The sequence below is a fragment of the Streptomyces chrestomyceticus JCM 4735 genome (assembly GCF_003865135.1).
Lineage (GTDB): Bacteria > Actinomycetota > Actinomycetes > Streptomycetales > Streptomycetaceae > Streptomyces > Streptomyces chrestomyceticus.
Window position 1 is genome coordinate 8,878,462 of sequence record NZ_BHZC01000001.1, and the last position, 21,846, is coordinate 8,900,307.

Consider the following 21,846-nt stretch of genomic DNA (forward strand, 5'->3'; position numbering starts at 1 on the left):
TTCTACGGGTACCCGAGTTCGCCGGTCCGCAGAAAGCGCAGAACGGACCGGTGCAGGAGGTCGAGAAACTGCGGCAGGCCGTCGGTCACCCGGTCGAACTCCGCCGTGTCCGGCCCCGAGGACGCTGTGGACGACCGGTACACCGCGCCGTCCTCGCCGACGGCGAACAGCCGCCCGCCACCGTCCGAGGCGAACACCACCCCGAGCGGGCCACCGGCGCCGGGCAGGCGGACCGTTCCCTCTTCGGTGAGGCGGCGCACGACCTCGTGCGCGGGGTGGACGAAGCAACCGCTGCCCACATCGCCGAGCGTGACCTCCCCGATCGACGTGTAGAACGCCACGAGAGCCGCGGCGGATGGCGGCCCGGCGGCGAGAGCGCCGACCGGCGGAATAGCCCCGCCTTCCGGTGCCCGATCCGGGGCAACAAGGGCGCTGGCCAGGCCTCTTGCCCCCCAGGCAAGAAGCGGTGGGAAAAAATTCCGGCCCCGGAGTGTGAGGCACGGACGCCGGGACACAAGAGCGTCAGTGCTTCGGAACCGCAGGCACCCCGTCCCAGAGGGGCCAGTCTGCCGTTTTCCGGTGAGTGGCCACTCATCTGCCTGCGAAACCGCCCACCAGCGTCTAAGGAGAGCCGGCGATGGCCACCACCATGATCGCGCGCCGCCACGGGCGCCGTCACGACGACCCCGACACCAGCGAGGAACTCCGGCTGCTCGTCACGCTGCCGGACGGGCCCAAGAAGGAGCGGCTGCGCCAGCGCGTGATCACCGCCTGGCTGCCGCTGGCCCACCGGCAGGCCGTGCGGCTGCGCGAGCGCGGCGAGCAGCTCGACGACCTCAAGCAGGTCGCCGCCCTCGGCCTGGTCAAGGCGGTCGACCGCTTCGACCCCGAGCGGGCCGACGCCTTCGAGCAGTTCGCCATACCCACCATCACGGGCGAGCTCAAGCGGCACTTCCGCGACCACACCTGGGACGTGCACGTGCCCCGGCGCACCCAGGAACTGCGCAACAAGGTCCGCAAGGCCGTACGGGAGCTGAGCACCACCCTGGACGGCCGGTCGCCGACCGTGGCGCAGATCGCCGAGCACGCCCGGCTCCCGGAGGACGATGTGGTGCTCGGGCTGGAGGCGCTGGAGACCTACCGGTCCCTGTCGCTGGACGTGGCCCTGGACCGCAGCGGCGACAACGACGACTACACGCTCATGGACACCCTGGGCGCGGCCGACGGCCGCTTCGGTCTCATCGAGGACCGCGAAACGGTCAAGCCCGCCCTGGCCCGGCTGCCCGAACGCGAACGCCGCATTCTCTACCTGCGGTTCTTCAAGGACATGACGCAGAGCGCCATCGCCGCCGAACTGGGCCTCTCCCAGATGCACGTCTCCCGGCTGATCAGCCGGGCGCTGGCCCGCGTCCGGGCGGAGATCGACCGGACCACGGAGGCGGACGGCCCGGTTGCCGCTTGAGCGCGGGGACGCGGCAGACGGCGTGGACGGTCCGCTGGGCCGGTCCGCCCCGGGGGCCCGTCGCGGGAATTCCCTCTCACCGGTACCGCTGCGGGCCCCCGCCATCTCCGGCCCCGCGCATCCCGCCGGGAACTCCCGTGCGGGCAGCCGAATGTCGCGTTTTCGAGGTGGACCGATTCTTCCGTCTCTGTAGAGTGCGAGATGCGCGAATCGCAGCTAGCCGTCTACAAGAACGGAGAGCGGAATGGTCGCCGGTGTCATAGCGCAGAAATCGGATCAGTGGTTCAACCTGGCGGACGTCGACGGTAACGGCTACATAGAGGAAGTCGACCTCCAGCGGCTGGCCGAGCGGACGCTGACGCACTTCGGGTACACCAAGGAGAGCCCCAAGTGGGCGCGCGTGCACGAGGCGTACGCCAAGGCCTGGCAGATCATGTACGAATTGACGGACACGGACAAGGACAACCGCATTTCGCGGTCCGAGTTCCAGACCTACATGGACCGCCACGCCAAGCCCTCGACGGCCGACGGTCTGCTGCGTCCGATCACGGATGCGGAGTTCCAGGTGGCCGACACGAACGACGACGGGTACCTGTCTCCGGACGAGTACGCCGAACTGCTCCGCGCGTTCGGTCTCTCCATCCGCGACGCCCGGGTCGGTGCCCGGAGCATCGACACGGACAATGACGGCCGCATCAGCTCCGAGGAGTATTTCGTGGCCTGTCGCGACCTGTATTCCAGGGAGGCCGCCGACGACCGCAGCAGCCAGGTGTTCGGGCCGCTGACCCGTACCTGAAATCCCGCGGGACGCGGAAATTCGCGGGACACGGAGAGCGGAATCCGCGGCTGACGCGGAGCACCGTGGCGGAGACCGGGCCGGGCCCGGTCTCCGCCTTCTTCGTGCCCGCCCCCGGGGGCCCGGCGTTCACCAGGTGACCGGCAGCGACTCGATGCGCCGGATGATCAGGTCGGCGCGCCACGGCAGCTCCTCCGACGCCGCGGCCGGCCGCAGGCCGGGGTGGTCGAGCAGGGCCGCCACCGCCACCTTCACCAGCATCCGCACCAGCGGCGGGCCCATGCAGTGGTGTGTGCCGTGGCCGAAGGACAGATGCGGGTTGCCGCCGCGGTGGAAGTCCAGCCGCTCCGGGTCGGCGAACATCCGCGGGTCGTGGTTGCCGGCCGGCAGCGCGGGCAGCACCTGTTCGCCGGCGCGCACGAGCGTGCCGCCGACCTCGACGTTCTCGGTGGCGTACCGGGCGAAGGTGACGTGCGAGGGGAACGGCGCGTAGCGCAGCAGCTCGTCGGCGGCCCGCGGCAGCAGCTCCGGATCGGCCGTCAGCTCCCGGAAGTGGGAGGGGGAGGACAGCAGCACGTAACAGGCGTTGGTGAGCTGGGTGGTGACGTTGTCGACGGCCAGCAGGATGTCGTTGACCAGCTCGCCGAGCTCCTCCATGGACAGCCCGTCGTCCTGGCCGAGCCGCGCCACCAGGCGGCTGACCAGGTCGTCCCGCGGCCGTTCCCGGCGGTCGGCGATGAGCCGGGCGGTGTAGCCGGAGATCTCCTCGATCCGCTCCGCCACCACGTCGGCGGGCAGGCCGGTCCCGGCGAACCCTTCGAACCAGTCGAGGAAGACCGCCAGGTCCTCCTCGGGGATGCCGATCAGCGGGCAGAGGATGGCGACGGTGAGCGGTTTGGTGTACGCGGCGGCGAGGTCGGCCGGGGGCGGCTGCGCCGTACAACGCGCCAGCAGCCGCCGCGCCTCACGCTGGGCCAGTTCCTCCAGGTCCCGGACGTGTTCGGCGTTGAACATCAGCCCCTGGGCGAGGGCCTTGCGCAGGCGCGGCTGCTGGGGCGGATCGGTGTTCAGGATGCTGTCCCGCAGCGGGAGCGGGGTCAGCCGCGCCTCGTCGCTGCCCGGCGGGGGCGTACGGACGAACCGCCGGTCCCGCAGCACGAAGCGGATGTCCGCGTAACGCGTCACCAGCCAGGCGTTGTCACCGTACGGCGGGCGGACCCACGTCAGGCCGGGGCGGCTGCGGCACTGTTCGTATTCCGGGTCGACGGTGAGCCCGGACGGTTCGGAAAAAGGGTAATCGATGGGTTCGGGGTGTGTGTCCACGGAATCTCCAGTACGGAAGTCGGAGCCCTGCCCACGACCGTTCTTCCCCGGTGTCGGCGCCCCGGGCGTGCGGTGCTTTCCGTGCCTGTGCCGCGCCGGTCCGGCCCGGCGCGGCGACTCACCGGAAAGACGGTAGTGCCGCGGTGCCGCCGAGGGGCGTCCCCTATTAGTCATTTCCCGGGCGGTATCCGCAAGGTGGCCGATTCCGCCGGATCACAAGGTGTCCAAGAGGAGGGTGGGGCTCGATCGAATTGTTCCGCCGGGTGCGTCCGCGGTGGCCCGCCGGGGCATGCGTCCGGCGTCCGCCGGGTGGCCAAAACCGTTGCTTGACGGCTGCCCGGCCCTCGGCAACTCTTGCAGCCGGATGCCGGATCTCCGGGGGTGCTCGCGGCATCGCGTGGATTCCGTACCGCCGCACTTCCTGTCGCCGCGGGGACCGCAATGCCCTCGCGGCCGCTCGTACTTCCTTTTCACGTCCATGTGCCGGCACCGGGTGACAGAAGGGGGACGGCAGCAGGTCCGGTCCCGCCGGTCCGTATTCGGTACAGACCGCGACGGAGGGTGTTTCGCATGTCCGCCGAACCGAGTTGGACCGGAGCCTTTTCCCACCGGGAGATCGAGCGCACCTACGCCATGCTCACCGCCCTCGAAGAGGACGCCGCCGGACCCGACCGGCATTTCGGTCTGTGGCACGGCACCGACGACCCGGCCTCCGTCGAGGAGGCCACCGGGCGGCTGACCGAACGGGTCCTGTCCCAGCTCGGGGCCGAGAGAGGCAGCAGGATCCTGGACGTGGGGTGCGGCAACGGGCGTCCGGCGGTCCGGCTCGCCCAGACCTCGGGCGCGAGCGTCGTCGGCATCGACATCGACGAGCGGGCGCTGCGCGCCGCGTCCGCGTACGCCCAGCAGCTCGGGCTGGGCCACGCGGTGCGCTTCCAGCACGCGGACGCGCTGCGGCCGCCGTTCGAGGACGCGTCCTTCGACGCGGCGCTGGCCTTCGAGAGCACGCCGCACTTCGACGTCGCGGAGCTGTACGGGGCGCTCGCCCGGGTGCTCCGGCCGGGCGGCCGGCTCGTCGTCGAGACCCCGTACGTACGCGGCCGGACGACCCGGGAACTGCTGGACCGCATCGGCCCGTACCTCAGCCTGCTGAACGCGGTCTCGCTGGACCCGCCGCACGTGCACCTGGCGGCGGCCCGGCAGGCCGGGCTGCACATCACCGAACTCTCGGACCTCACCGAGAGCGTACGGGGCTCCTTCGGCAGGCTGCTGGCCCGGCTGGAGAAGGCCGGTACCCGCCTGGCGGACACGCTGGGGGACGAACAGGCCGGCCGCCTCCTCGCGGCCTTCGCCGGCTGGGCCGAGGCCCCCGAGGTCGGCGGCATCCTCATGACCTTCACCAGGACGGAGCACTGACATGGCGGACGTGACCGTGATCGGAACCGGTGTGATCGGTTCGGGAGTGGTCCGGGCCTGCGCCGCGGCCGGCCTGGAAGTGGCGGTGTGGAACCGTACCGAGTCGCGTGCCGAGGAGGTGGCGAAGGTGAACCCGCGCGTCCAGGTCCACGCCACCGCGGCCGAGGCGATCCGGGCCTCCCGCATCACCCTGCTGTGTCTGCTCAACTACCCCGTCACGCACCGTGTCCTGGAGCAGGCCGGCGCCGGCCTGTCCGGGCGGCTGTTCGTCCAGCACTCCAGCGGTGTGCCCGAGAGCGTCGGGCCGCTCCAGGAGCGGATCACCGGCGCCGGGGGCCGCTTCATGGAGGCGGCCATCCTCAACTACCCGGACGCCATCGGCACCGACGCCTGCTTCACCGTCTACGGCGGCGCGCCGGAGGACTTCGCCGAACTGGGCCCGGTGACCAAGGCGATGGCCGGCCACCAGGTGCACCTGCACGACGAACCGCGCTACGCGAAGGCGTACCACGTCGTCGCCAGCGCCTTCTACTACGCCTTCGTCAGCGGCTTCCTGGAGTGTGCGGCGATCGCCGAGCACATCGGCGTGCCCCTGAACGCGTTCGCCGACTCGGTGCCCCTGTACGACCCGGGCTTCGAGAACACCGTACGGGTCGGCCTCGACCTGATCGAGCGCCGCGACTACGCGTACGAACAGGCGCCGCTGACCACCCACATCGACGTCCTGCAGAACCTCGCCCGCGCGGCCGAGGACGCCGGTGTCGACGCGTCGTACCTCACGGCCCTGCGGGACCGGGTGCGCACCGCGCTGGAACAGGGCCACCGGCGGGAGCACATCGCCATCCTCACCGAGCAGTTCCGCGCCCGCCGGAGCGCCGCACCGCACCCGGTGGAGGGCGCATGACGGGCGGGAGCCGCGCGGGGGAGGGGCCCGGCGCCGGTGCGGTCGCGCTCTTCCGGCAGTGGGTGCGCGCGGTTCCCGGGCGCGACGCGCTGGTCCACCCCGGCGGCCGCACGACCTACGCGGAACTGACCCGCCTGGCCGGGGACCTGGCCGCCCGGCTGACCCGCGTCGGTGTCCGGCCGGGGGACACGGTCGGCGTGACAACGGAGCGCTCACCCCTGCTGCCCGTGGCGGTGCTCGCCCTCTGGACGGCGGGCGCCGCGTACGTACCACTGCCCGCGTCGCATCCGGCGCCCCGCAACCGGGCGGTGCTCCAGGAAGCCGGCGTCCGTACGGTGATCACCGACCGGGAGCCGGACCCCGCCGTGCTGTCCGGGGCCGCGGGCGGCGAGGTGACCTGTGTACGGCTGACGGCCCGGACCCTGAACGGTCCGGCCGCACCCGGGCGGCCCGCCCCGGAGGAAGACGCCGCCGGTCCCGAGGATCTCGCCTACGTCCTGCACACCTCCGGTTCGTCCGGGGCCCCCAAGGGCGTACGGATACCGCACCGCGCGGTCGTCAACCTCGCGCGCGGACTGCACCAGGTCTACGGCGACCTCGAAGGGGCGCGCGTCCTGCAGTTCGCGCCGTTCACCTTCGACGTGTGGATCTGGGAACTCGCCATGAGCCTGCTCAGCGGCGGCACCCTCGTCGTCCCGCGCCCCGGCGTCCCCCTGCACGGCCCCGAACTGAGCCGCACCCTGCGCGAGCTGGACATCAGCCACCTCTCCGGCGCCGCCTCCCTGCTGGCCACCCTGCCGCAGGACGAGCCGATACCGGTCACCACGCTCACCTCCGGCGGCGAGCCGCTGCCCGAGTACCTCGTACGGCGCTGGGGCAGCCGCGTCCGGCTGTTCAACGCGTACGGGCCCACCGAGGCCGGCGTCTGCGCCACCATGGGCCGCTGCCGCCCCGGACAGGGCACTCCCGGCATCGGGCACCCGCTGCCCGGTGTCGCCGTGCACCTCCTGGACGAGCGGGGAGCGGCCGTGCCGGACGGGGAGCCCGGCGAGATCCACATCGGCGGCCCCGGCGTCGGCCTCGGCTACCTCGACCGCCCGGCCGACACCCGGCGCCAGTTCGTGCCCGACCGCTTCGGCCCGTTCTCCGGACGCCTGCTCTACCGCACCGGCGACCTGGCCCGCCGCCTCCCGGACGGCTCCTACCTCTTCCTCGGGCGGATCGACGGACAGCTCAACGTACGCGGCTACCGCATCGAGCCCGGCGAGGTGGAAGCGGCGCTGCTGCGCCACCCGGACGTCAGCGCGGCAGCCGTGACGGCGACGCGCGGGGCGCCCGGCACCTCCGTACCGCCGCCGGGCCCCGGCCGTCCGCCGCAGGACGGCGGGACGGACCGGCTCACGGCGTACGTGCAGGCCGCACCCGGCGGTACCGTCACCGCCGCCGTACTGCGCCGTCACCTGGCCGCGCTGCTGCCCGCCCACCTCGTCCCGTCCTCCTTCGTCCTCGTGGAACGGCTGCCGCTGACCGCGCACGGGAAGATCGACCGCATGGCTCTGGCCCCGCCCGCCGCGCCGCGCACCGACGGGAGGGACGTCCCGCTCCGCAGGCGGGGCACGGCGTCCGGGCGGGAGCGGGACGTGGCGGAGCTGGTGGCCGCGGTACTGGGGCTGGACGACATCGCCCCCGACGACGACTTCGCCGACCTGGGCGCCACCTCGCTCGACATGATCCGCATCCAGGCGGCCGTCCGCACGCGCTGGGGAACGCGGCTCGGCGCCGCCGACCTCATGGACGCCCGCACCGTACGGCTGCTCACCGCCCTCCTCGACCGCACCCGCAACGGCACCCGGGCCGTCGGCACCGCACCGCCCGGCGCCGGACGGGCCGCCGGCCACCCCCTACCTGCCGTACGCACGGTGAAAGGCGGACTCCAGTGACCGCAGCGCCTACGGACCCCGCGCCGGAGACCGGCTTCGCGGTCGTCGGTATCGCCTGCCGCTTCCCCGGGGCCACCGGGCCGGAGGAGTTCTGGCGCCTGGTGTCCGAAGGGCGGCGCGGCATCCAGGAACTGACGGCGGAACAGCTCACCGAGGCGGGCGCCGACCGTGCGCGTCTGGCCGACCCCGCGCTGATGCCCGCCGCGGGCATCCTGTGGGACGCCGACCGGTTCGACGCCGCCTTCTTCGGCTACTCCGCCCGCGAGGCCGCCGTCATGGACCCCCAGCAGCGGATGTTCCTGGAAGCCGCCTGGCACGCGCTCGACGACACCGGCCACGACCCCGAACGGTTCCCCGGGACCGTCGGCATCTACGCGGGCCAGACCGTGGGCACCCACCGCGTCCCGGACAGCTCGGTCTTCCTCGGCACCTCCGCCGACCTGCTGATGGCCGCGGACGACAAGGACTTCCTGCCGACCCGGGCCGCCTATCAACTCGGCCTTACGGGGCCCGCCTTCGCCGTGCAGTCGGCCTGTTCCACCTCGCTGGTCGCCGTCCACGTCGCCTGCCGGGCGCTGGCCGCCGGCGACTGCGACATGGCGCTGGCCGGGGGCGTGTCCTGGTCGCCGTGGCGGCGCCAGGGCTATCTGCGCCGCGCGGGCGGCGTCTGGTCGGCCGACGGGTACGTACGCTGCTTCGACCGGGACGCCTCCGGCTTCGTGTCCGGCGACGGACTGGGCATCGTGGCCCTGCGCAGGCTCGCCGACGCCCTGGCCGACGGCGACCGGATCCATGCCGTCGTCAAGGGCAGCGCCGTCACCAACGACGGCAACGACAAGCTCAGTTACGCCGCGCCCGGCGTCGCCGGCCAGCAGGCCGTCATCGAGGCGGCGCTGCGGGACGCCGCCGTCGACCCGGACACCGTCGGCTACGTCGAGACGCACGGCACGGCCACGGCGCTGGGCGATGCCATCGAGGTCACCGCCCTGACCCGTGCCTACCGCGCGGCGGGCGCCACCGGACGCGGCCGCGGCCGACTGGGGTCGGTGAAGGCGAACATCGGCCATGCCGACGCCGCCGCCGGAGTGGCCGGCTTCATCAAGGCCGCCCTGATGGTCCGGTACGGGCGCATCCCGCCGTCACCGAACGGGCCGTTCCGCCCGAACCCCGACATCGACTTCGCGAGCAGCCCGTTCGTACCCGCCGAGGCGGGCGAGGACTGGCCGCTCACCGCCGTCCCGCGCCGCGCCGCCGTCAGCGCCTTCGGGGTCGGCGGCACGAACGCGCACGTCATCCTCCAGGAACCGCCACCGCCCGCGCCGTCCGCACCGGCCCGGCCGTGGCAACTGCTGGCCTGGTCGGCGCGCGACGAACGGGCTCTCGACGAGATGGCCGCCGGGCACGCCCGTACGCTGCGCGGCCTGCGCGACGACGAATTCGCCGACTACGCCCGTACGCTGGCCGTCGGCCGACGCCGCTTCGCACGCCGCCGCGCCGTGGTCCTGCGCGACCGCGCCCACGCCCTCACCGAAGCCGCCTTCCGTACGGACGCGGCGCCGCGGACCGGCGAAGGGCGCGCGGGCGAGGTGGCCTTCGTCTTCCCGGGCGGCGGCTCGCAGTACCCGGGCATGGGCCGTGAACTCTACCGCGACGAACCCGTCTTCCGGCAGGCCGTGGACGCATGCCTGCGTCTGCTGCCCGACCGGGAGACGGCCCGGAGCCTGCGCGCGTGGTGGCCGTCCGGCCCCGGCGAGGACGCCGCACCGGACGCCGACCCGGACCCGCGCGTCGCGATGCCCGCCGTCTTCATCACCGAAGTCGCCCTCGCCCGGCTGCTCGTCTCCTTCGGAGTGACACCTTCCGTACTGACGGGCCACAGTCTCGGCGAGTACGCCGCCGCCCACCTCGCGGGTGTCCTGTCCCTGCCGGACGCGCTCACCCTCGTCAGCAGCAGGGGAGAACTGCTCTCCGGCATCGACAACGGCGCCATGCTGGTGGTCCGCGCCAGCGCTCTCCGCCTCCAGTCCTCGCTCCGCGACGGCGTCTGCCTGGCGGTGGTCAACGGGCCCGACGCATGCGTCCTGTCCGGGCCCGCACCCGGCATCGAGGCGGCCTGCCGCCGCCTGACCGCGGACGGCATCGCCTGCAACGTCCTGCCGCTGGCCACCGCCGCGCACTCCACCCTCGTCGAGCCGGTGCTCGGCACCTTCCGCGACGTGGTGCGGGGCATCGCCCTGGCGCCGCCCGGCGTGCCGCTGATCTCCAACCTCACCGGCACCGCCGACGCGGACCTCACCGACCCCGAGTACTGGGTCGACCACCTGAGGAACACCGTCCGCTTCGACCTGGGCCTGGCCTGCCTGCGCGACCACGACCCCCGCATCCTGCTCGAAGTGGGGCCCGGCACCACGCTGACCACCCTGGCCCGCACCCAGGGCCTGGACCGGGGCGTGCCCGTCATGCGGCACCCGCTGGAGGAACGCGACGACCGCGAAGTGCTGCTCACGGCGCTCGCCCGCGCCTGGGAAGCGGGGACCGACCTCGAACCGGCCGCGCTGTGGCCGGCGCCCGGCCCCCGGGTGCCCGCCGCGCCGTACCCCTTCGCGCCCACCCGCCACCGTCCACCACCGGCCGCCGCGCCGGACCGGACGGCCGGAACCGGCCCGTGGTACGGAGTCGCCTGGCAGCGCGACCTGGAACCGGAACCGGCAACCCCCGGCCCCGGTGCGGACGTCACCGGACACCGGTGGGTGCTGCTCCACGACGGCGGCCCGACCGCCGACGCCCTGTATCGCGAACTGACCGACCGCGGCGCGGCGCTGACCACCGTCGTGCCGGACACCGGCGCCCCACGGCACGGCCACGACCGGGACGGCGGCCGGACCGTCCCGCTCGACCCGGGCGCCGCTGACCAGTACGCCAAGCTCGTCGAGACGGCCGAGGGGGACCCGGACCTGCCGCTGCGCATCGTCAGCACCTGGAACGGCGCGCCGTCGCACCCGGCCTGCCCGCCGCTGAGCGACCTTGCCGGGCTGGCCCGCGCGCTCACGGCCCCGGCCGGCGCCGTCGAACTGTGCCTGGTCACCCGGGGCGCCTTGGAGATCACCGGCAGCGAGGACCTTGACCCCTGGGCGGCGCTCCCGGTGGGCGCGGCGGGCGCGCTGCGCGCCGAACTGGGAGAGGCCGTGACCGTGCGGGTGGTGGACACCGATGGGCCGGCATCCGGTCATCCCGACGGGCCGCAGGCCCGCGCCCTCTTGCGGGAACTCGCCCGGCCCGCTGCCACCGGCCCTGTGGGCCTGCGGGCCGGACGGCGCTGGGTGCGCCGCTTCCAGCCCCTGCGAACGCCGCCCGCCCCCCGTTCGACGGCCCTGCGGGAGGGCGGGCGGTACCTGGTCACCGGCGGTACGGGCGGCATCGGGCGGCTGCTCGCGGCTCACCTGCTGAGCCGGTACCACGCCCGGGTCGTCCTGCTCGGACGCGACCCGGCCACGGTCCGCGCCGCCGAGGCCGAACTGTCCGGGCTGCCCGGCGAACTCCTCGCCCGCAGCGCCGACATCACCGACGCCGCGCGGACCCGGGACGTACTGCGCGAGGTGCTCCGCCGGTTCGGCGGCCTGGACGGCGTCGTGCACGCGGCCGGTGTGCCGGCCGGCGGCCTGGCCCAACTGCTCACGCCCGACGTGGTGTCGGAGGCGATCGCGGCCAAGACCATCGGCACGGTAACCCTGTTCGACGCCCTCCGGGAGACCGGCGCGGAGCCCGGCTTCGTGCTGCTCTTCTCGTCCCTGGCCGCGTTCTCGCAGGCACCTGGACTGGCCTGTTACGGCGCGGCCAACGCCTTCCTGGACACCTACGCGCACGCCGCCGCCCGTACGCCGGGCTCCGCGGTCCTCGCCGTGAACTGGGACCGCTGGAACGGTGTCGGCATGGGACGGGAGGGCGAACGGCGGCAGCGCGCGCTCACCGGACGGACGTCGCAGGGCGGACTGGAACCGGCCGACGCGGTTGCCGCGTTCGAGTCCTGTCTCGGTGCGCTCTCCCTCGGCCAAGTCGTGGTATCGGCCCTGCCACCGGACACCGTAGTCCAGCCTCATGACATCTCCGCAGTGCCGCCCGGTACGGACAGCATCGAGGGGCAGCCCGGCCCCGGGGACCGACAGAACGACCAGAGCGACGGGTCGGGAAGCGCGCTCTCCGGAGAGGAATCCGGTGTCGCCGCCGCCTGGAGCCCCCTGGAACGCGAAGTCCAGCGCATCTGGCAGGACGTACTCGGCAACGATGAAGGCATCGGCCTGCACGACGACTTCTTCGCCCTGGGCGGGCACTCCCTGGCCGCGCTCCAGGTCGTACAGCGCTGTCAGGACAGCTTCGGCGTGGACCTGTCCGTCAAGACCGTGTTTCTCGCCCCGACCGTCGCGCGTCTGGCGGCCGAAGTGGCCGCGCTGCGCGGCACCTCCGCGCCCGCCGGGCCGGGCGGTCCCGCCCCGAGCGGAAGGACCCCGTATGACCGGCGTATCCGCCCGCGAACCCGCTCCGGGCCGTACGGACGCCTCCCGGTGGCTGCTGCGCCGGCGGGTGCTGCCGGACCCCGCGCTGCGGCTGGTCTGCTTCCCGCACGCGGGCGGCGCCGCGACCTTCTTCCACGGGTGGCAGGACCGGGTGCCGCACGGTACCGAGGTGAGTGCCATCTGCTATCCGGGGCGGCAGAACCGTATCGCCGAGCCGCCGCTCACCTCCATGGCCGAGCTGGCCGACCAGGCGCACGCGGCGCTGCGCGGGCTGCTCGACCGTCCGCTGGCGCTCTTCGGGCACAGCATGGGGGCCGTCGTCGCCTACGAGGTGGCGGTACGGCTGGCCGAACGCGACGGCGTGGCCCCGGCGGCCCTGCTGGTGTCCGGGCACGGCGCCCCGTACCTGTGCGCGGGGACCGCGCCGTCGGACACCGCCGCGGACGACCGGGAGATCGCCGCCCTGGCAGCCGCCGCCGATCCGGCCCTGCGCCATTCACCCGAACTGCTGGACCTCGTCATGCCGGTCCTGCGCGCCGACCATGCCCTGCTCCGTGCCTACCGCCCCGCCCGCACCCCACGGCTGACGGCACCGGTCGTCGCCTACCGGGGCGCCGACGACACCCGGGCCACCGAGGACGACATGCGGTCCTGGCAGGCGATGACCCGCTCCGCCTTCCGGTACCGGACGCTGCCCGGCGACCACTTCTACCTGACGGCACAGGAAGCCGGACTGGTGGCCGACGTCGTGGACGCCTGCGACGGCGGGATGGCGGAGGGCCGGGAAGCCGCGGACAGGGACGTGCCGCTGTTCGTCCGCCGCTCCCCGTCCTGCCCCTTCGACCCGGCGGAGGAGTTCGCCCGGCTCCGGGAGGAACGGCCGGTGGTCCGTACGACGCTGCCGACCGGCGCCCGCGCCTGGCTGGTCACCCGCTATGCCGACGCCCGCCGCGTCATCGCCGACCAGCGGCGCTTCAGCTCCCGCGCCGCCGTGAACGGGCCGGTGCCGCCCCCGGAACCGCCCGAAGGATTCCCGCCGCCGCGGCCCGGTGTCTTCTACACCTACGAGCCCGAGGAACACGCGCGCATCCGCAGGATGCTCACCCCGGAATTCAGCGCCCAGCGTGCCCGAGCTTTGGAACCGCGCGCCGAGACCCTGGCCGACCGGCATCTCGACGCCATCGAGCGCGCCGGCCCGCCCGCCGACCTCATCGCCGACTTCGCCCTGCCGGTACCCCGGCTGCTGTTCCTGGAGTTGCTGGGGGTGCCCGTCGAGGACTCCGGGCGGCTCCACCACGACCTCGCGCTGCTGCACGACTTCCACCCCGTCCACGAGGCGCAGGCAGGCGCGTTCCGGCGCCTCGACGTCTACCTGCGGGCGCTGGTCCGAGCGGCCCGCGCCACACCCGGCGACAACGTCCTCGGCCACCTGGTCACCGCCCACGGCACCGACCTGAGCGACGACGAACTGTCCGGTATAGCCTGCCAGTTGCTGCTGGCCGGATACGCGACGATCAGCGGCACCCTGGGGCTGTCCCTGCTCGCACTCATCCGCGACCCCGGCCAGGCGGCGCTGGTGCGCGACGGCCGGGCCCGGCCCGCCGGAGTGGCCGAGGAGCTGATCCGCCACCTGTCGGTGGTGGCCTTCGGGAAGGTCTTCCAGACGACGCAGGACGTCACGATCGCCGGCCAGGACATCGCGGCGGGCGAGTACGTCCTGTGCTCCCTGCCCTCGGCCAACCGCGACAAGGAACTGGCCGACGGCCTGGACCGCCTCGACGTCACCCGCCAACCACCGCACCATCTGGCCCTCGGCCACGGCGCGCACCACTGCCTGGGTGCCGAACTGGCCCGTATGGAGCTGCGGGTCTGCATCCCCCGCGTCCTGCGACGGCTGCCGGGCCTCCGGCTGCGCGTCCCCCTGGAGGAACTGCGCTTCACCCCGCTGAACGCCGCGTACGGGGTGGAATCCCTGCCGGTGGACTGGTGAACGCGGAGGCGCCCGGCCGCACGGCAACGCGGACGCGCGGCCGGCCGCACGGCGCAGCCCTTCGCGCCAGGCGGGCGACGAAGGGCTGCGGGCCGGTGCGGCGGGGGGACCGTGGTGGGAGCCGGGTGGCGAGTGGTCAGCGCACCCAGTGGTGGTAGAAGTGCTTGTGCTTCACCAGGTCACTGACCTTCGCGTGCGAGACGGCACCGGACTCGCCGATGGTCACGCCGTCCGGGCCGCCGGCGTTCACGACCTCCTGATAGGCGGCCTGGTAGTGGCTGGCGGTGTGGTGGTGCAGGTGCTTGCCCCCGCCACCGGCGGTGGCGGCTGCCGCGGGAGTGGCGGCGAGGAATCCGGCAGCGATGATGCCGACGGCGGTTATCGCAGTGCGACGCATGGTCTCTCCTCAAAGAGGGGGGATGTTTGAGTCGACTCTCACCCGGTCCGGGAGGCGCCGCACGCGGGGGCTGGCGAACGGGTTGCCCGGGCGGGGCTACCGCTGCGTACGGTGACGGCCGGCACCGCGGCCCGGCGGCCGGGTCGCCGCCTGCCGCCCGGTGTCCGTCGGAGGTGCCGCTACGAGGGCCCGCCCACACTGATGCCCGGGCCCTCGGGAGGGGCGTCCCGGTCGTGCGGTTTGAGTTCGATCTCGATGCGATGGGTGCTCTCGCGGGACAGCGAACCGCCGGCCTCGGCGGTGACCACGCCGATCCGCAGGCCGCCCCGGCCGGAACCCTCGCGCCGGACCTGCACGGCGAACTCCACGGAGACCCGGTCCACCAGGAACCGGAGCCGGCTGCGCTCCCCCTCGTGCTGCGCCGTTTCCAGCTCCTCCCGGATGCGGCCGATGACGTCGGCCAGGCCGGCGGTCTCCGCGCCTTCGTCCCCGCCCCGCCCGCCGTTCTCACCCATCACGGCCCTTCCGTCGCACGGCGGGGAGCGGTTGTCACTGCCCGCGGCTATCGTTTCGGAGTATGAGGGAGCTCGGGGGAACTTCCAACCACTACTCAGGCGACGGATGTTGGCGGGTCCGGCTGTTCCAGGGGGGACGCCGGGACGCCCCGCCGCTCGGCGCGGGTGTGCTGCTGCCCGGCGGGCTGGTGCTCACCTGCGCGCATGTCGTGCTGGCCGCCCGCCGGACCGCCGCGGCCGACGGCCGGCCGCCGGGCCGTCCGGTGCCGCTGACCGATGTCCACGCGGAATTTCCCGGTGCCCTGCCGGCGGGGCACCGGCCGGTGCCCGCAGAGGTGCTCACCCGCCATCTGCGGCCGTCCACCGGGCAGTTCAGCGCCGACATCGCCCTGCTGCGGCTGGCCGAGGAGCCGCCGGTGGAGCCCGCCGTGCTGCACCGGCAGGTCCCGGCGCTGGGTGAGCAGGTGCACACCGTCGGATATCCGAAGGACCTGCCGGGCGGCGAGCACATCACCGCCCGTCTCATGGGGCGCGGCGGGCCGGGCCGCTGTCCCGAGTGGGTGCAGCTCGACCCGGAGACGGCGCCCTACGTGGTCCGGCACGGCTTCAGCGGCAGCGGGGTGGTGCACGCCCGTACCCGCGCCGTCATCGGCATCCTGGTGCACCAGCACGGCACGGCGCAGTACCCGGTGCCCTCCAGCCACGCGTACATGATCCCGACCGAGACGGTCCTGGGGCACCTGGCCGACGAGAAGATCAAGCTGCACGTCACCGGAGCCCGTGCCGTGTCGGGCTCCATCCGGCTCGTCCCCGGCGCGGCCGACCGGGACCAGGCGCTCGGGCTGCGCCGCTGGATCGCCCGCTGGCTCGGCGACGGCGGTCCGGCCGGCGGCCCGGCCACCGGCATCGGCACGGTCCGGGGCACGTATCGGGAGAGCGGGTCGGGACGGGGCAAGGGCACCGGTCCCGGCGCACGGGCGGGAAAGGGCACGGATCCGTACGCCGGAGCGCGGTGGGGGACGTCGGTGTCGCCGGACGGGAACCGTGGCGCGCCCGTTCAGGGGCGCGGCTGTCAGGACGGGGCCGCGGAGCCCGTGGAGCTGGCCTTCGTCGCCGACGACGACACGGCGGCCCGGTCCGTCCTGCACTCGGCGCTCGTCCTGGCCGACCGGGAGCGCGGCCCGTGGTCGCTGCGGCGCGGCCGCGCGGCGGAGCGGCCACGGGCGGGCTCGATCGACCTGGCCCTGGACGCGACGGGCTGGACGGCCGAGAAGCTGGTCAGCCGTACCGCGGCGCGGGCGGGGGTGCCCGAGAGGACGGAGCCGGCCGACACCGTCGACGTCATGACCGCGCGGATCGCCGAGCAGGCCCCGCCCCTGTCCGCCGCCTTCCTCTCCGTCGACCGGGTCCGGGCGTCCGACAGCGAGATCATGGCGCTGCTGCAGGCGCTGCTGGCGCGCGGCCACAGCCGGCTGCTGCTCGTCTTCCGCGGCCCGCGCTCGTCGCTGCTGACCCGGGTCGTCGGCGAACTCCTCGACGAGGGGTGGGCCGACCGCCACGAGAAGGCCGTCGCCGCGCGGCTGCAGGTCCTGGCCGGCCTGGAGAACCGGAGCCGGTGGTCGCGGAGCGGGCAGCCGGCGGCCGACGACGGACACGTACCGGTCCAGCCCCGGCTCGCCCGCCGGCTGGCGGCGCTGCGCCAGGGCGGCACCCTGCGCAACAGCGTGGACGCCGCGTACGACCTGTTCCGTATCGGCATCGACGTCGAGGAGGCCGTGCAGCGCCTCGACCGGCCCCGCGCGCCGCGGGGCTATGTCGTCCTCCCGCCGGGTGACGGGCTGACCGACCTGCCGCATGTCACCGTCGGCGATCCGGACGCCCTCGTCGAACCGGAACCTCCGCCGGATCCGGCCTCGCCGGTGCCGGTCCCGCCCCGCCGGTGGCGCCCGGCACGGACCGTCCGCCGGACGCCGTACGGGATCCGGAGGCCGCTCCCGCCCCGGTGGCCGCCCCCGCCCGGCGGAACGCTCTCGTCCGCGGCCAGTTGCTGCACCAGCAGTACCAGGTCGTCGGCCGTCTCGGGCAGGGCAGCTACGGGCAGGTCCACCTCGCCCGCGACCGGATGCTGGCCGGCCGGCCCGTCGCGCTCAAAGGGGTGCACGACCCCGACGACGAGCAGGCGGTGAAGAACGCCGTGCAGGAGCGGCTGCGGCTGGTCGGCCTCAACCACCCGTCGATCATCAAGGTCTTCAACTACGCGAAGGGCCCGGGGGCCTCGGCGGACCAGCTCAGCTTCATCGTGATGGAGTTCGCCGACGGGGCGCCGCTGCGCTGGGTCGCCGAACAGATCGAGCAGCGCGCCGAGCCCTTCCACGACCACCGGGTGTACGAGTTCATCGCGGCTTACGGGCTGCTCGTCCTGGACGCGCTCACCTACCTCCACGAGGAGCGCGGGCTCGTCTACGGCGACCTCTCGCTCACCAACGTGATCCACTGCGGTGCCGGCATCAAGCTCGTCGACGTGGCCGGCGTCCGGCCGATCGGCACCTCGGGACCCGTCACGTACCCGGCGCCCGAGGTGCACGGGTCCGCCGGTCTGACCGTAGCGGGCGACCTGTTCGCGGCCGGCGCCGTGCTGGAGGAGCTGGTCGCCAGGGTGCCCGAGGCGCCCCCGGGGCTCGGCACCCAGTCGCTGCGCCGGGTGCTGAGCCGCGCCACGGCCCTGCTCCCGGAGGAGCGCTTCGCCACGGCCCGGGAGATGTCCGTCCAGCTCCGCGGCGTCCTGCGGGAACTGCGGTCGCTGCGGCTCGGCGAGGAGGCGGCCTTCGAGCCGTCGACGCTCTTCGCCCCGGTGCCCGCGGCCCTCGACGGTGAACTGGGCAAGGCCCCGCCGCTCGGCCAGTGGCGGGCCGGCGGCAACGTCAAGCGGAGGCTGACGGCGGAGCCCCCGTCCCCCGCCGAGGTCGCCCTCGGCCTGCCGGTGCCCAAGCCGAGCCCGGCCGACGGCAACTGGACGGAGCTGCACCGCACCTCCTACGACGACCCGGTCGGCCTGCTCCAGCTCAGCGACGCCTGGAAGGAGTCCCCGGAGAAGGCACTCCTGCACTGCCGGCTCCATCTGGAGATCGCCCGCGACCATCCGGAGGAGGCCGCCGCGGAGCGGGCCGCCGCCGAGGCGGAGCTGGCCCGGGCCCGTACCGCCGTCGGCGAACTGGCCGACGTCGACTGGCGGCTGTACTGGCACGAGGGGCTGCTGCACCTCGTGCACGACCGGGTGGACGCCGCGCGGACCTGCTTCGACCTGGTCAACGAGGCGATCCCGGGGGAGTACGCGCCCAAGCTGGCCCTCGGCTACTGCCACGAGTTCCGGGGCAACCAGAAGGAGGCCGTGGCCCTGTACGGAGCGGTGTGGCACCGCAACCACGCCCTCGGCGGCGCCGCCTTCGGCCTGGCCCGCATCCATCTCGCCACCGGCAAGCCCCAGCTCGCCCTCGACTGCCTGGAAGCCGTGCCCGCCGACTCGCGGCACCGCACCGCCGCCCGTACGGCCATGGTCCGCATCCTCGCCGACCCGCCCGCCGACGGCGGTCCGCCGGCCGTCGCCGCGGCCCGGCAGGCATGGGTGGCCCTGCACCGGCTCACGCGGAAGGAGGGCCTGACCGACCGGCACGCCCAGGACCGGCTCCGCGCCGACCTCCAGGAGCTGCTGCTCCTGCTCGCGACGTCCGCGCCCGCCGGTGCCCGGCCCGGCCCGCTGGAAGCCTTGTGTGCCGAACCCGACATCCAGGCCGAGAAGATCCCCGTCCCGCCGACCGAGGACGTGCTGCGGGACCAGCTCGCCGCCTGCTACCGGCGGCTCTTCGACCAGATGCCGCGCGCCGAACGGGGCCGTGACCCGGACCTGGCCAAGGCGCTGCTCGACAACTCCTACCACACCCGCCCCATCGGTACGTGGCATCGGCGTGGTTACCGCTCCCCACGCTGGCGGGACCGCTGGAAGCGTTCCCGGGGCGACGGCGGGGGGCTCCGGACGTACGAGGACACCGTGACCGAGGGGGGAGGATGAACGACGGCCGACGCTCCAGCTCGGGCCCCGGACAGCCGGCCCTTGGCAGGAAGGGTTCCGGGGTCCGCGGGAAGTGGCGGAGACCGGGCCGTGCGCTGTGGCACTGGTCGGCCGGCCGGGACGCGGCGGGCGGGCTGCGGCCCACCGGGAGATTCCTGTTCAGCCGCATGGTGATGCTGCCCGCCCTGATGGTCACGGTGCTCGCCCTGGCGGGGACGGCGTACTTCGACGTCCATCGCCGTACCGAGGAGCTGCGCGACCGCTACGCCCCCGCGCTGGTCGACCTCGCGCACGCCCGGGTGTCGCTGGTCCTCGCACAACAGGAGGCCGAACAGCGGCTCGGGACCGGCGATGAGGCACCCCTGCCGCAGACCGCCCTCGTCGGGCTCGGCGAGCGGTATCCGGCCCTGGTGACCAAGGCGTCGCAGAGCCTGAACAACGCCGTGCAGACCGGAGCGCTGAGCCGGGCGCAGGAGCAGGTGGTCCGCGTGGTGGCGGGCCTGGTGAGCGCCTATGACGGCTGGATCGACTGGGCCGGCAGCCACCACGACAGCGCGCCGCTGCGCCGGGCGGGCATGGACTACGCGGCAGATCTGCTGCGCACCGGCCCGACCTCCGTGCTCCGGCGCATCGGCGCTCTGGAGGCGGACCTGCGCGCCGCCGTGGCCGACCGGGCGGACCGCCACATGGTGCTCACCGTCGCGGCCTCGGTCGCGCTGCCCGCCACGCTGGTCCTCCTCTTCGTCTTCGCCGGCCTGCTGGACTTCGTACGGGCCGGCCTGCGGGTCCGCAGCCCGCTGCTGATGCTGTCCGCACTGCCCGTCCTGCTGGTGCTCGCGGTGCTGTCGTGCGGTGTCGCCGCGCAGCAGCGGGCCCAGCGGGACGTGCAGCGCTCGGTGTCCCGGATCGGGGAGATCACCGTGCCCCGCCCGCCCGCGGACGACACCCAGCGGGCCGACACACCGCGCGGGCCGGACGCCGCGATCGAGCGGGCGGACGCCGCCCTCGCAGAGCGGCTGCGGGACACCCACCCGGACGGGTGGGCGAGAACTTCCGCACTGGCCCTGGCTGCCGGCGCGGCGGGCGCCGTGGGCTGCGGCCTCACGCTCCGCCGGTACGGCCGGGAACACTGGAAGATCGACTGGGGGAAGGCATGAGAAGCGCGCGCCGGCTGCTGCGCCCGGCCCTGGCCTGCTGCCTGCTGGTCACGACCGCCCTGGTGTCGGCGGGCTGCTCCACCGGGCAGGACCGGACGGTGGTGGTCCTGGGGCCGTGGACGGACGGCGAGGAGATCCCGTTCGTCCGGATGCTGAAGGAGATCGGCAGGCGTACGGGACAGTCGTACGAGTACGAGGGCACCCGCTCCCTCCGGGAGACCCTGTCGGCCCAGCTTCGCACGGAGACACCGCCCGACGTGGCGATCCTCAACGGCCTGGGCGAGCTGGCCGAGTACGCGCGCGACGGCGACGCCAAGGCGCTGACGGAGGACGTCGCGGGATCGGCGCTGGGGCCGTGGGCGCAGCAGATCACGCTGGAGGACGCGACGGGGGAGCGGCGTCGGCACTCGTACTGGGTGCCGGTGCGGGTGGACCTCAAGAGCATCGTCTGGAGCCGCCCCGGCGATCTCAAGGCGGCCGAGAACCCCGCTGGTGCCTGGGCATGGCGTCGGGCGCCACGTCCGGCTGGCCGGGTACGGACTGGATCGAGGACCTGCTGCTCCAGAAGTACGGTGCGAACGTGTACGAGGACTGGGCCACCGGCAAGCTGCGCTGGACCAGTCCGCAGGTGAGGTGGGCGTGGCAGGCGTGGCGGGACGTGCTCGCCAAGGATGGTCCCAAAGCGGCCGAAAAGGCGATATCGACCGAATTCGAGAATCTGGGCGGCGGCCGGTACGGCCTGCTGAACAGCGGCAGGTGCACCCTGGAGCACCAGGGTTCCTTCATCCGCCGGCACTACGGCGACGACGTGCTGCCCGCCCCGACCCGCATGTTCGTCCCCGGGCTGCCGGCCGGCCCCCGGGCGTTCGAGGTCTCCGGCGACATGGCGGCCGTCTTCCGGCCGAGCGACGCCGCCTGGGACCTGGTGCGGGAACTGACCTCGCAGCCGGCCCGCGACGTGTGGGCCCGGACGGCGAAACCGCAGGAGCGCCCACTGTTCCCCGACCGGAGCACGGGCGAGGGCCGGCTCTCGGCGAGCACCGCCGCCGTGCAGAAACTCTTCAGCTCGGCGGACGAGATCTGCTTCGACGCGTCCGACGCCATGCCGTCGACCTTGCGGGGCGCGTTCCAGCGGGCCGTACTGGAGTTCTTGCAGGACCCGCGGGACCCCGCTCTCCTGGAGAAGCTGCTGGAGCAACTGGATGCCGAACGGCTGTTGCAGGCGCGAGCCGGGGCCTTCGCGTTGGATCACCTGTGCGGCGACCCGGGTGACTGACGGTGACGATGGCGGCGGCGGTGACGGCCGCCGTGGTGGTGGCCGTCTGCGCGCCCTGCACAGTTGGACCGCGGCGCCCTCGCCTTCGGCCGG

The 21,846-nt window shown here is 73.9% G+C and carries 13 protein-coding genes and 2 pseudogenes; 11 read left to right on the forward strand and 4 right to left on the reverse strand.

Going from position 1 to position 21,846, the window contains the following annotated elements; genetic code table 11:
• Window positions 1-2 precede the first annotated feature (2 nt).
• Window positions 3-341 (reverse strand): SMI1/KNR4 family protein, encoded by a 339-nt coding sequence (locus EJG53_RS38350; protein WP_125048748.1) that lies wholly within the window; start codon window positions 339-341, stop codon window positions 3-5.
• A gap of 296 nt (window positions 342-637) precedes the next feature.
• Here EJG53_RS38350 and EJG53_RS38355 point away from each other — a divergent pair, with 296 nt between their 5' ends.
• Both EJG53_RS38355 and EJG53_RS38360 read left to right on the forward strand, forming a co-directional pair.
• Window positions 638-1,462: a SigB/SigF/SigG family RNA polymerase sigma factor gene (locus tag EJG53_RS38355; protein ID WP_125048749.1), complete on the forward strand. Its 825-nt coding sequence runs from the start codon at window positions 638-640 to the stop codon at window positions 1,460-1,462.
• A 244-nt stretch (window positions 1,463-1,706) separates the two neighbouring features.
• Window positions 1,707-2,258: an EF-hand domain-containing protein gene (locus tag EJG53_RS38360; RefSeq protein WP_125048750.1), complete on the forward strand. Its 552-nt coding sequence runs from the start codon at window positions 1,707-1,709 to the stop codon at window positions 2,256-2,258.
• A 129-nt stretch (window positions 2,259-2,387) separates the two neighbouring features.
• Here the strand turns inward: EJG53_RS38360 and EJG53_RS38365 are convergent, their stop codons facing one another.
• On the reverse strand, window positions 2,388-3,581 hold the full coding sequence (locus EJG53_RS38365) for a cytochrome P450 (protein WP_167515233.1): 1,194 nt from the start codon (window positions 3,579-3,581) through the stop codon (window positions 2,388-2,390).
• A 570-nt stretch (window positions 3,582-4,151) separates the two neighbouring features.
• Here EJG53_RS38365 and EJG53_RS38370 point away from each other — a divergent pair.
• The 5 genes and pseudogenes from EJG53_RS38370 (at window position 4,152) to EJG53_RS38405 (ending at window position 14,342) form a co-directional block, all read left to right on the forward strand.
• The gene (locus tag EJG53_RS38370) at window positions 4,152-4,997 is read left to right on the forward strand and encodes a class I SAM-dependent methyltransferase (RefSeq protein WP_167515234.1); all 846 of its coding nucleotides are present in this window, start codon (window positions 4,152-4,154) and stop codon (window positions 4,995-4,997) included.
• Between the two features lies 1 nt (window position 4,998).
• Window positions 4,999-5,901, forward strand: coding sequence for an NAD(P)-dependent oxidoreductase (locus EJG53_RS38375; protein WP_125048753.1), 903 nt, complete (start codon window positions 4,999-5,001; stop codon window positions 5,899-5,901).
• Complete coding sequence (locus tag EJG53_RS38380) at window positions 5,898-7,841, forward strand: non-ribosomal peptide synthetase (RefSeq protein ID WP_125048754.1); 1,944 nt, start codon at window positions 5,898-5,900, stop codon at window positions 7,839-7,841. The genes EJG53_RS38375 and EJG53_RS38380 overlap by 4 nt, the downstream gene beginning before the upstream one ends.
• A pseudogene (locus EJG53_RS44060) lies at window positions 7,838-12,265 on the forward strand (type I polyketide synthase); the annotation flags it as partial. The gene EJG53_RS38380 and the pseudogene EJG53_RS44060, both read left to right, overlap by 4 nt.
• A gap of 82 nt (window positions 12,266-12,347) precedes the next feature.
• Window positions 12,348-14,342 (forward strand): cytochrome P450, encoded by a 1,995-nt coding sequence (locus EJG53_RS38405; RefSeq protein ID WP_125048755.1) that lies wholly within the window; start codon window positions 12,348-12,350, stop codon window positions 14,340-14,342.
• 136 nt (window positions 14,343-14,478) lie between these two features.
• On the opposite strand, the gene EJG53_RS38410 is transcribed toward EJG53_RS38405, so the two are convergent.
• Both EJG53_RS38410 and EJG53_RS38415 read right to left on the reverse strand, forming a co-directional pair.
• Window positions 14,479-14,739, reverse strand: a complete 261-nt coding sequence (locus EJG53_RS38410) for a hypothetical protein (RefSeq protein ID WP_125048756.1) — start codon at window positions 14,737-14,739, stop codon at window positions 14,479-14,481.
• A 179-nt stretch (window positions 14,740-14,918) separates the two neighbouring features.
• Window positions 14,919-15,254, reverse strand: a complete 336-nt coding sequence (locus EJG53_RS38415; RefSeq protein WP_125048757.1) for a trypco2 family protein — start codon at window positions 15,252-15,254, stop codon at window positions 14,919-14,921.
• Window positions 15,255-15,316: 62 nt separating this feature from the next.
• On the opposite strand from EJG53_RS38415, the pseudogene EJG53_RS43080 reads away from it, so the two are divergent.
• The 4 genes and pseudogenes from EJG53_RS43080 to EJG53_RS43085 form a co-directional block, all read left to right on the forward strand.
• Window positions 15,317-15,898: pseudogene (locus EJG53_RS43080) on the forward strand (S1 family peptidase); the annotation flags it as partial.
• Between the two features lie 1,358 nt (window positions 15,899-17,256).
• A complete protein-coding gene (locus EJG53_RS40850) occupies window positions 17,257-19,320 on the forward strand; it encodes a tetratricopeptide repeat protein (RefSeq protein WP_167515235.1) in 2,064 nt (687 codons plus the stop codon).
• Window positions 19,317-20,477, forward strand: a complete 1,161-nt coding sequence (locus EJG53_RS38440; protein ID WP_174856510.1) for a hypothetical protein — start codon at window positions 19,317-19,319, stop codon at window positions 20,475-20,477. Before EJG53_RS40850 ends, EJG53_RS38440 begins: the two co-directional genes overlap by 4 nt.
• Before the next feature lie 502 nt (window positions 20,478-20,979).
• On the forward strand, window positions 20,980-21,753 hold the full coding sequence (locus EJG53_RS43085) for a type 2 periplasmic-binding domain-containing protein (RefSeq protein ID WP_244955516.1): 774 nt from the start codon (window positions 20,980-20,982) through the stop codon (window positions 21,751-21,753).
• Window positions 21,754-21,846 lie beyond the last annotated feature (93 nt).

What these genes read in the sequence shown, in the direction of transcription:
- EJG53_RS43085 (WP_244955516.1), top strand. Translation starts at nt 20,980, where the DNA reads ATGGCGTCGGGCGCCACGTCCGGCTGGCCGGGTACGGACTGGATCGAG.
- EJG53_RS38405 (WP_125048755.1), top strand. Translation starts at nt 12,348, where the DNA reads ATGACCGGCGTATCCGCCCGCGAACCCGCTCCGGGCCGTACGGACGCC.
- EJG53_RS38375 (WP_125048753.1), top strand. Translation starts at nt 4,999, where the DNA reads ATGGCGGACGTGACCGTGATCGGAACCGGTGTGATCGGTTCGGGAGTG.
- EJG53_RS38380 (WP_125048754.1), top strand. Translation starts at nt 5,898, where the DNA reads ATGACGGGCGGGAGCCGCGCGGGGGAGGGGCCCGGCGCCGGTGCGGTC.
- EJG53_RS38440 (WP_174856510.1), top strand. Translation starts at nt 19,317, where the DNA reads ATGAACGACGGCCGACGCTCCAGCTCGGGCCCCGGACAGCCGGCCCTT.
- EJG53_RS38370 (WP_167515234.1), top strand. Translation starts at nt 4,152, where the DNA reads ATGTCCGCCGAACCGAGTTGGACCGGAGCCTTTTCCCACCGGGAGATC.
- EJG53_RS38355 (WP_125048749.1), top strand. Translation starts at nt 638, where the DNA reads ATGGCCACCACCATGATCGCGCGCCGCCACGGGCGCCGTCACGACGAC.
- EJG53_RS38410 (WP_125048756.1), bottom strand. Translation starts at nt 14,739, where the DNA reads ATGCGTCGCACTGCGATAACCGCCGTCGGCATCATCGCTGCCGGATTC.
- EJG53_RS38360 (WP_125048750.1), top strand. Translation starts at nt 1,707, where the DNA reads ATGGTCGCCGGTGTCATAGCGCAGAAATCGGATCAGTGGTTCAACCTG.
- EJG53_RS38415 (WP_125048757.1), bottom strand. Translation starts at nt 15,254, where the DNA reads ATGGGTGAGAACGGCGGGCGGGGCGGGGACGAAGGCGCGGAGACCGCC.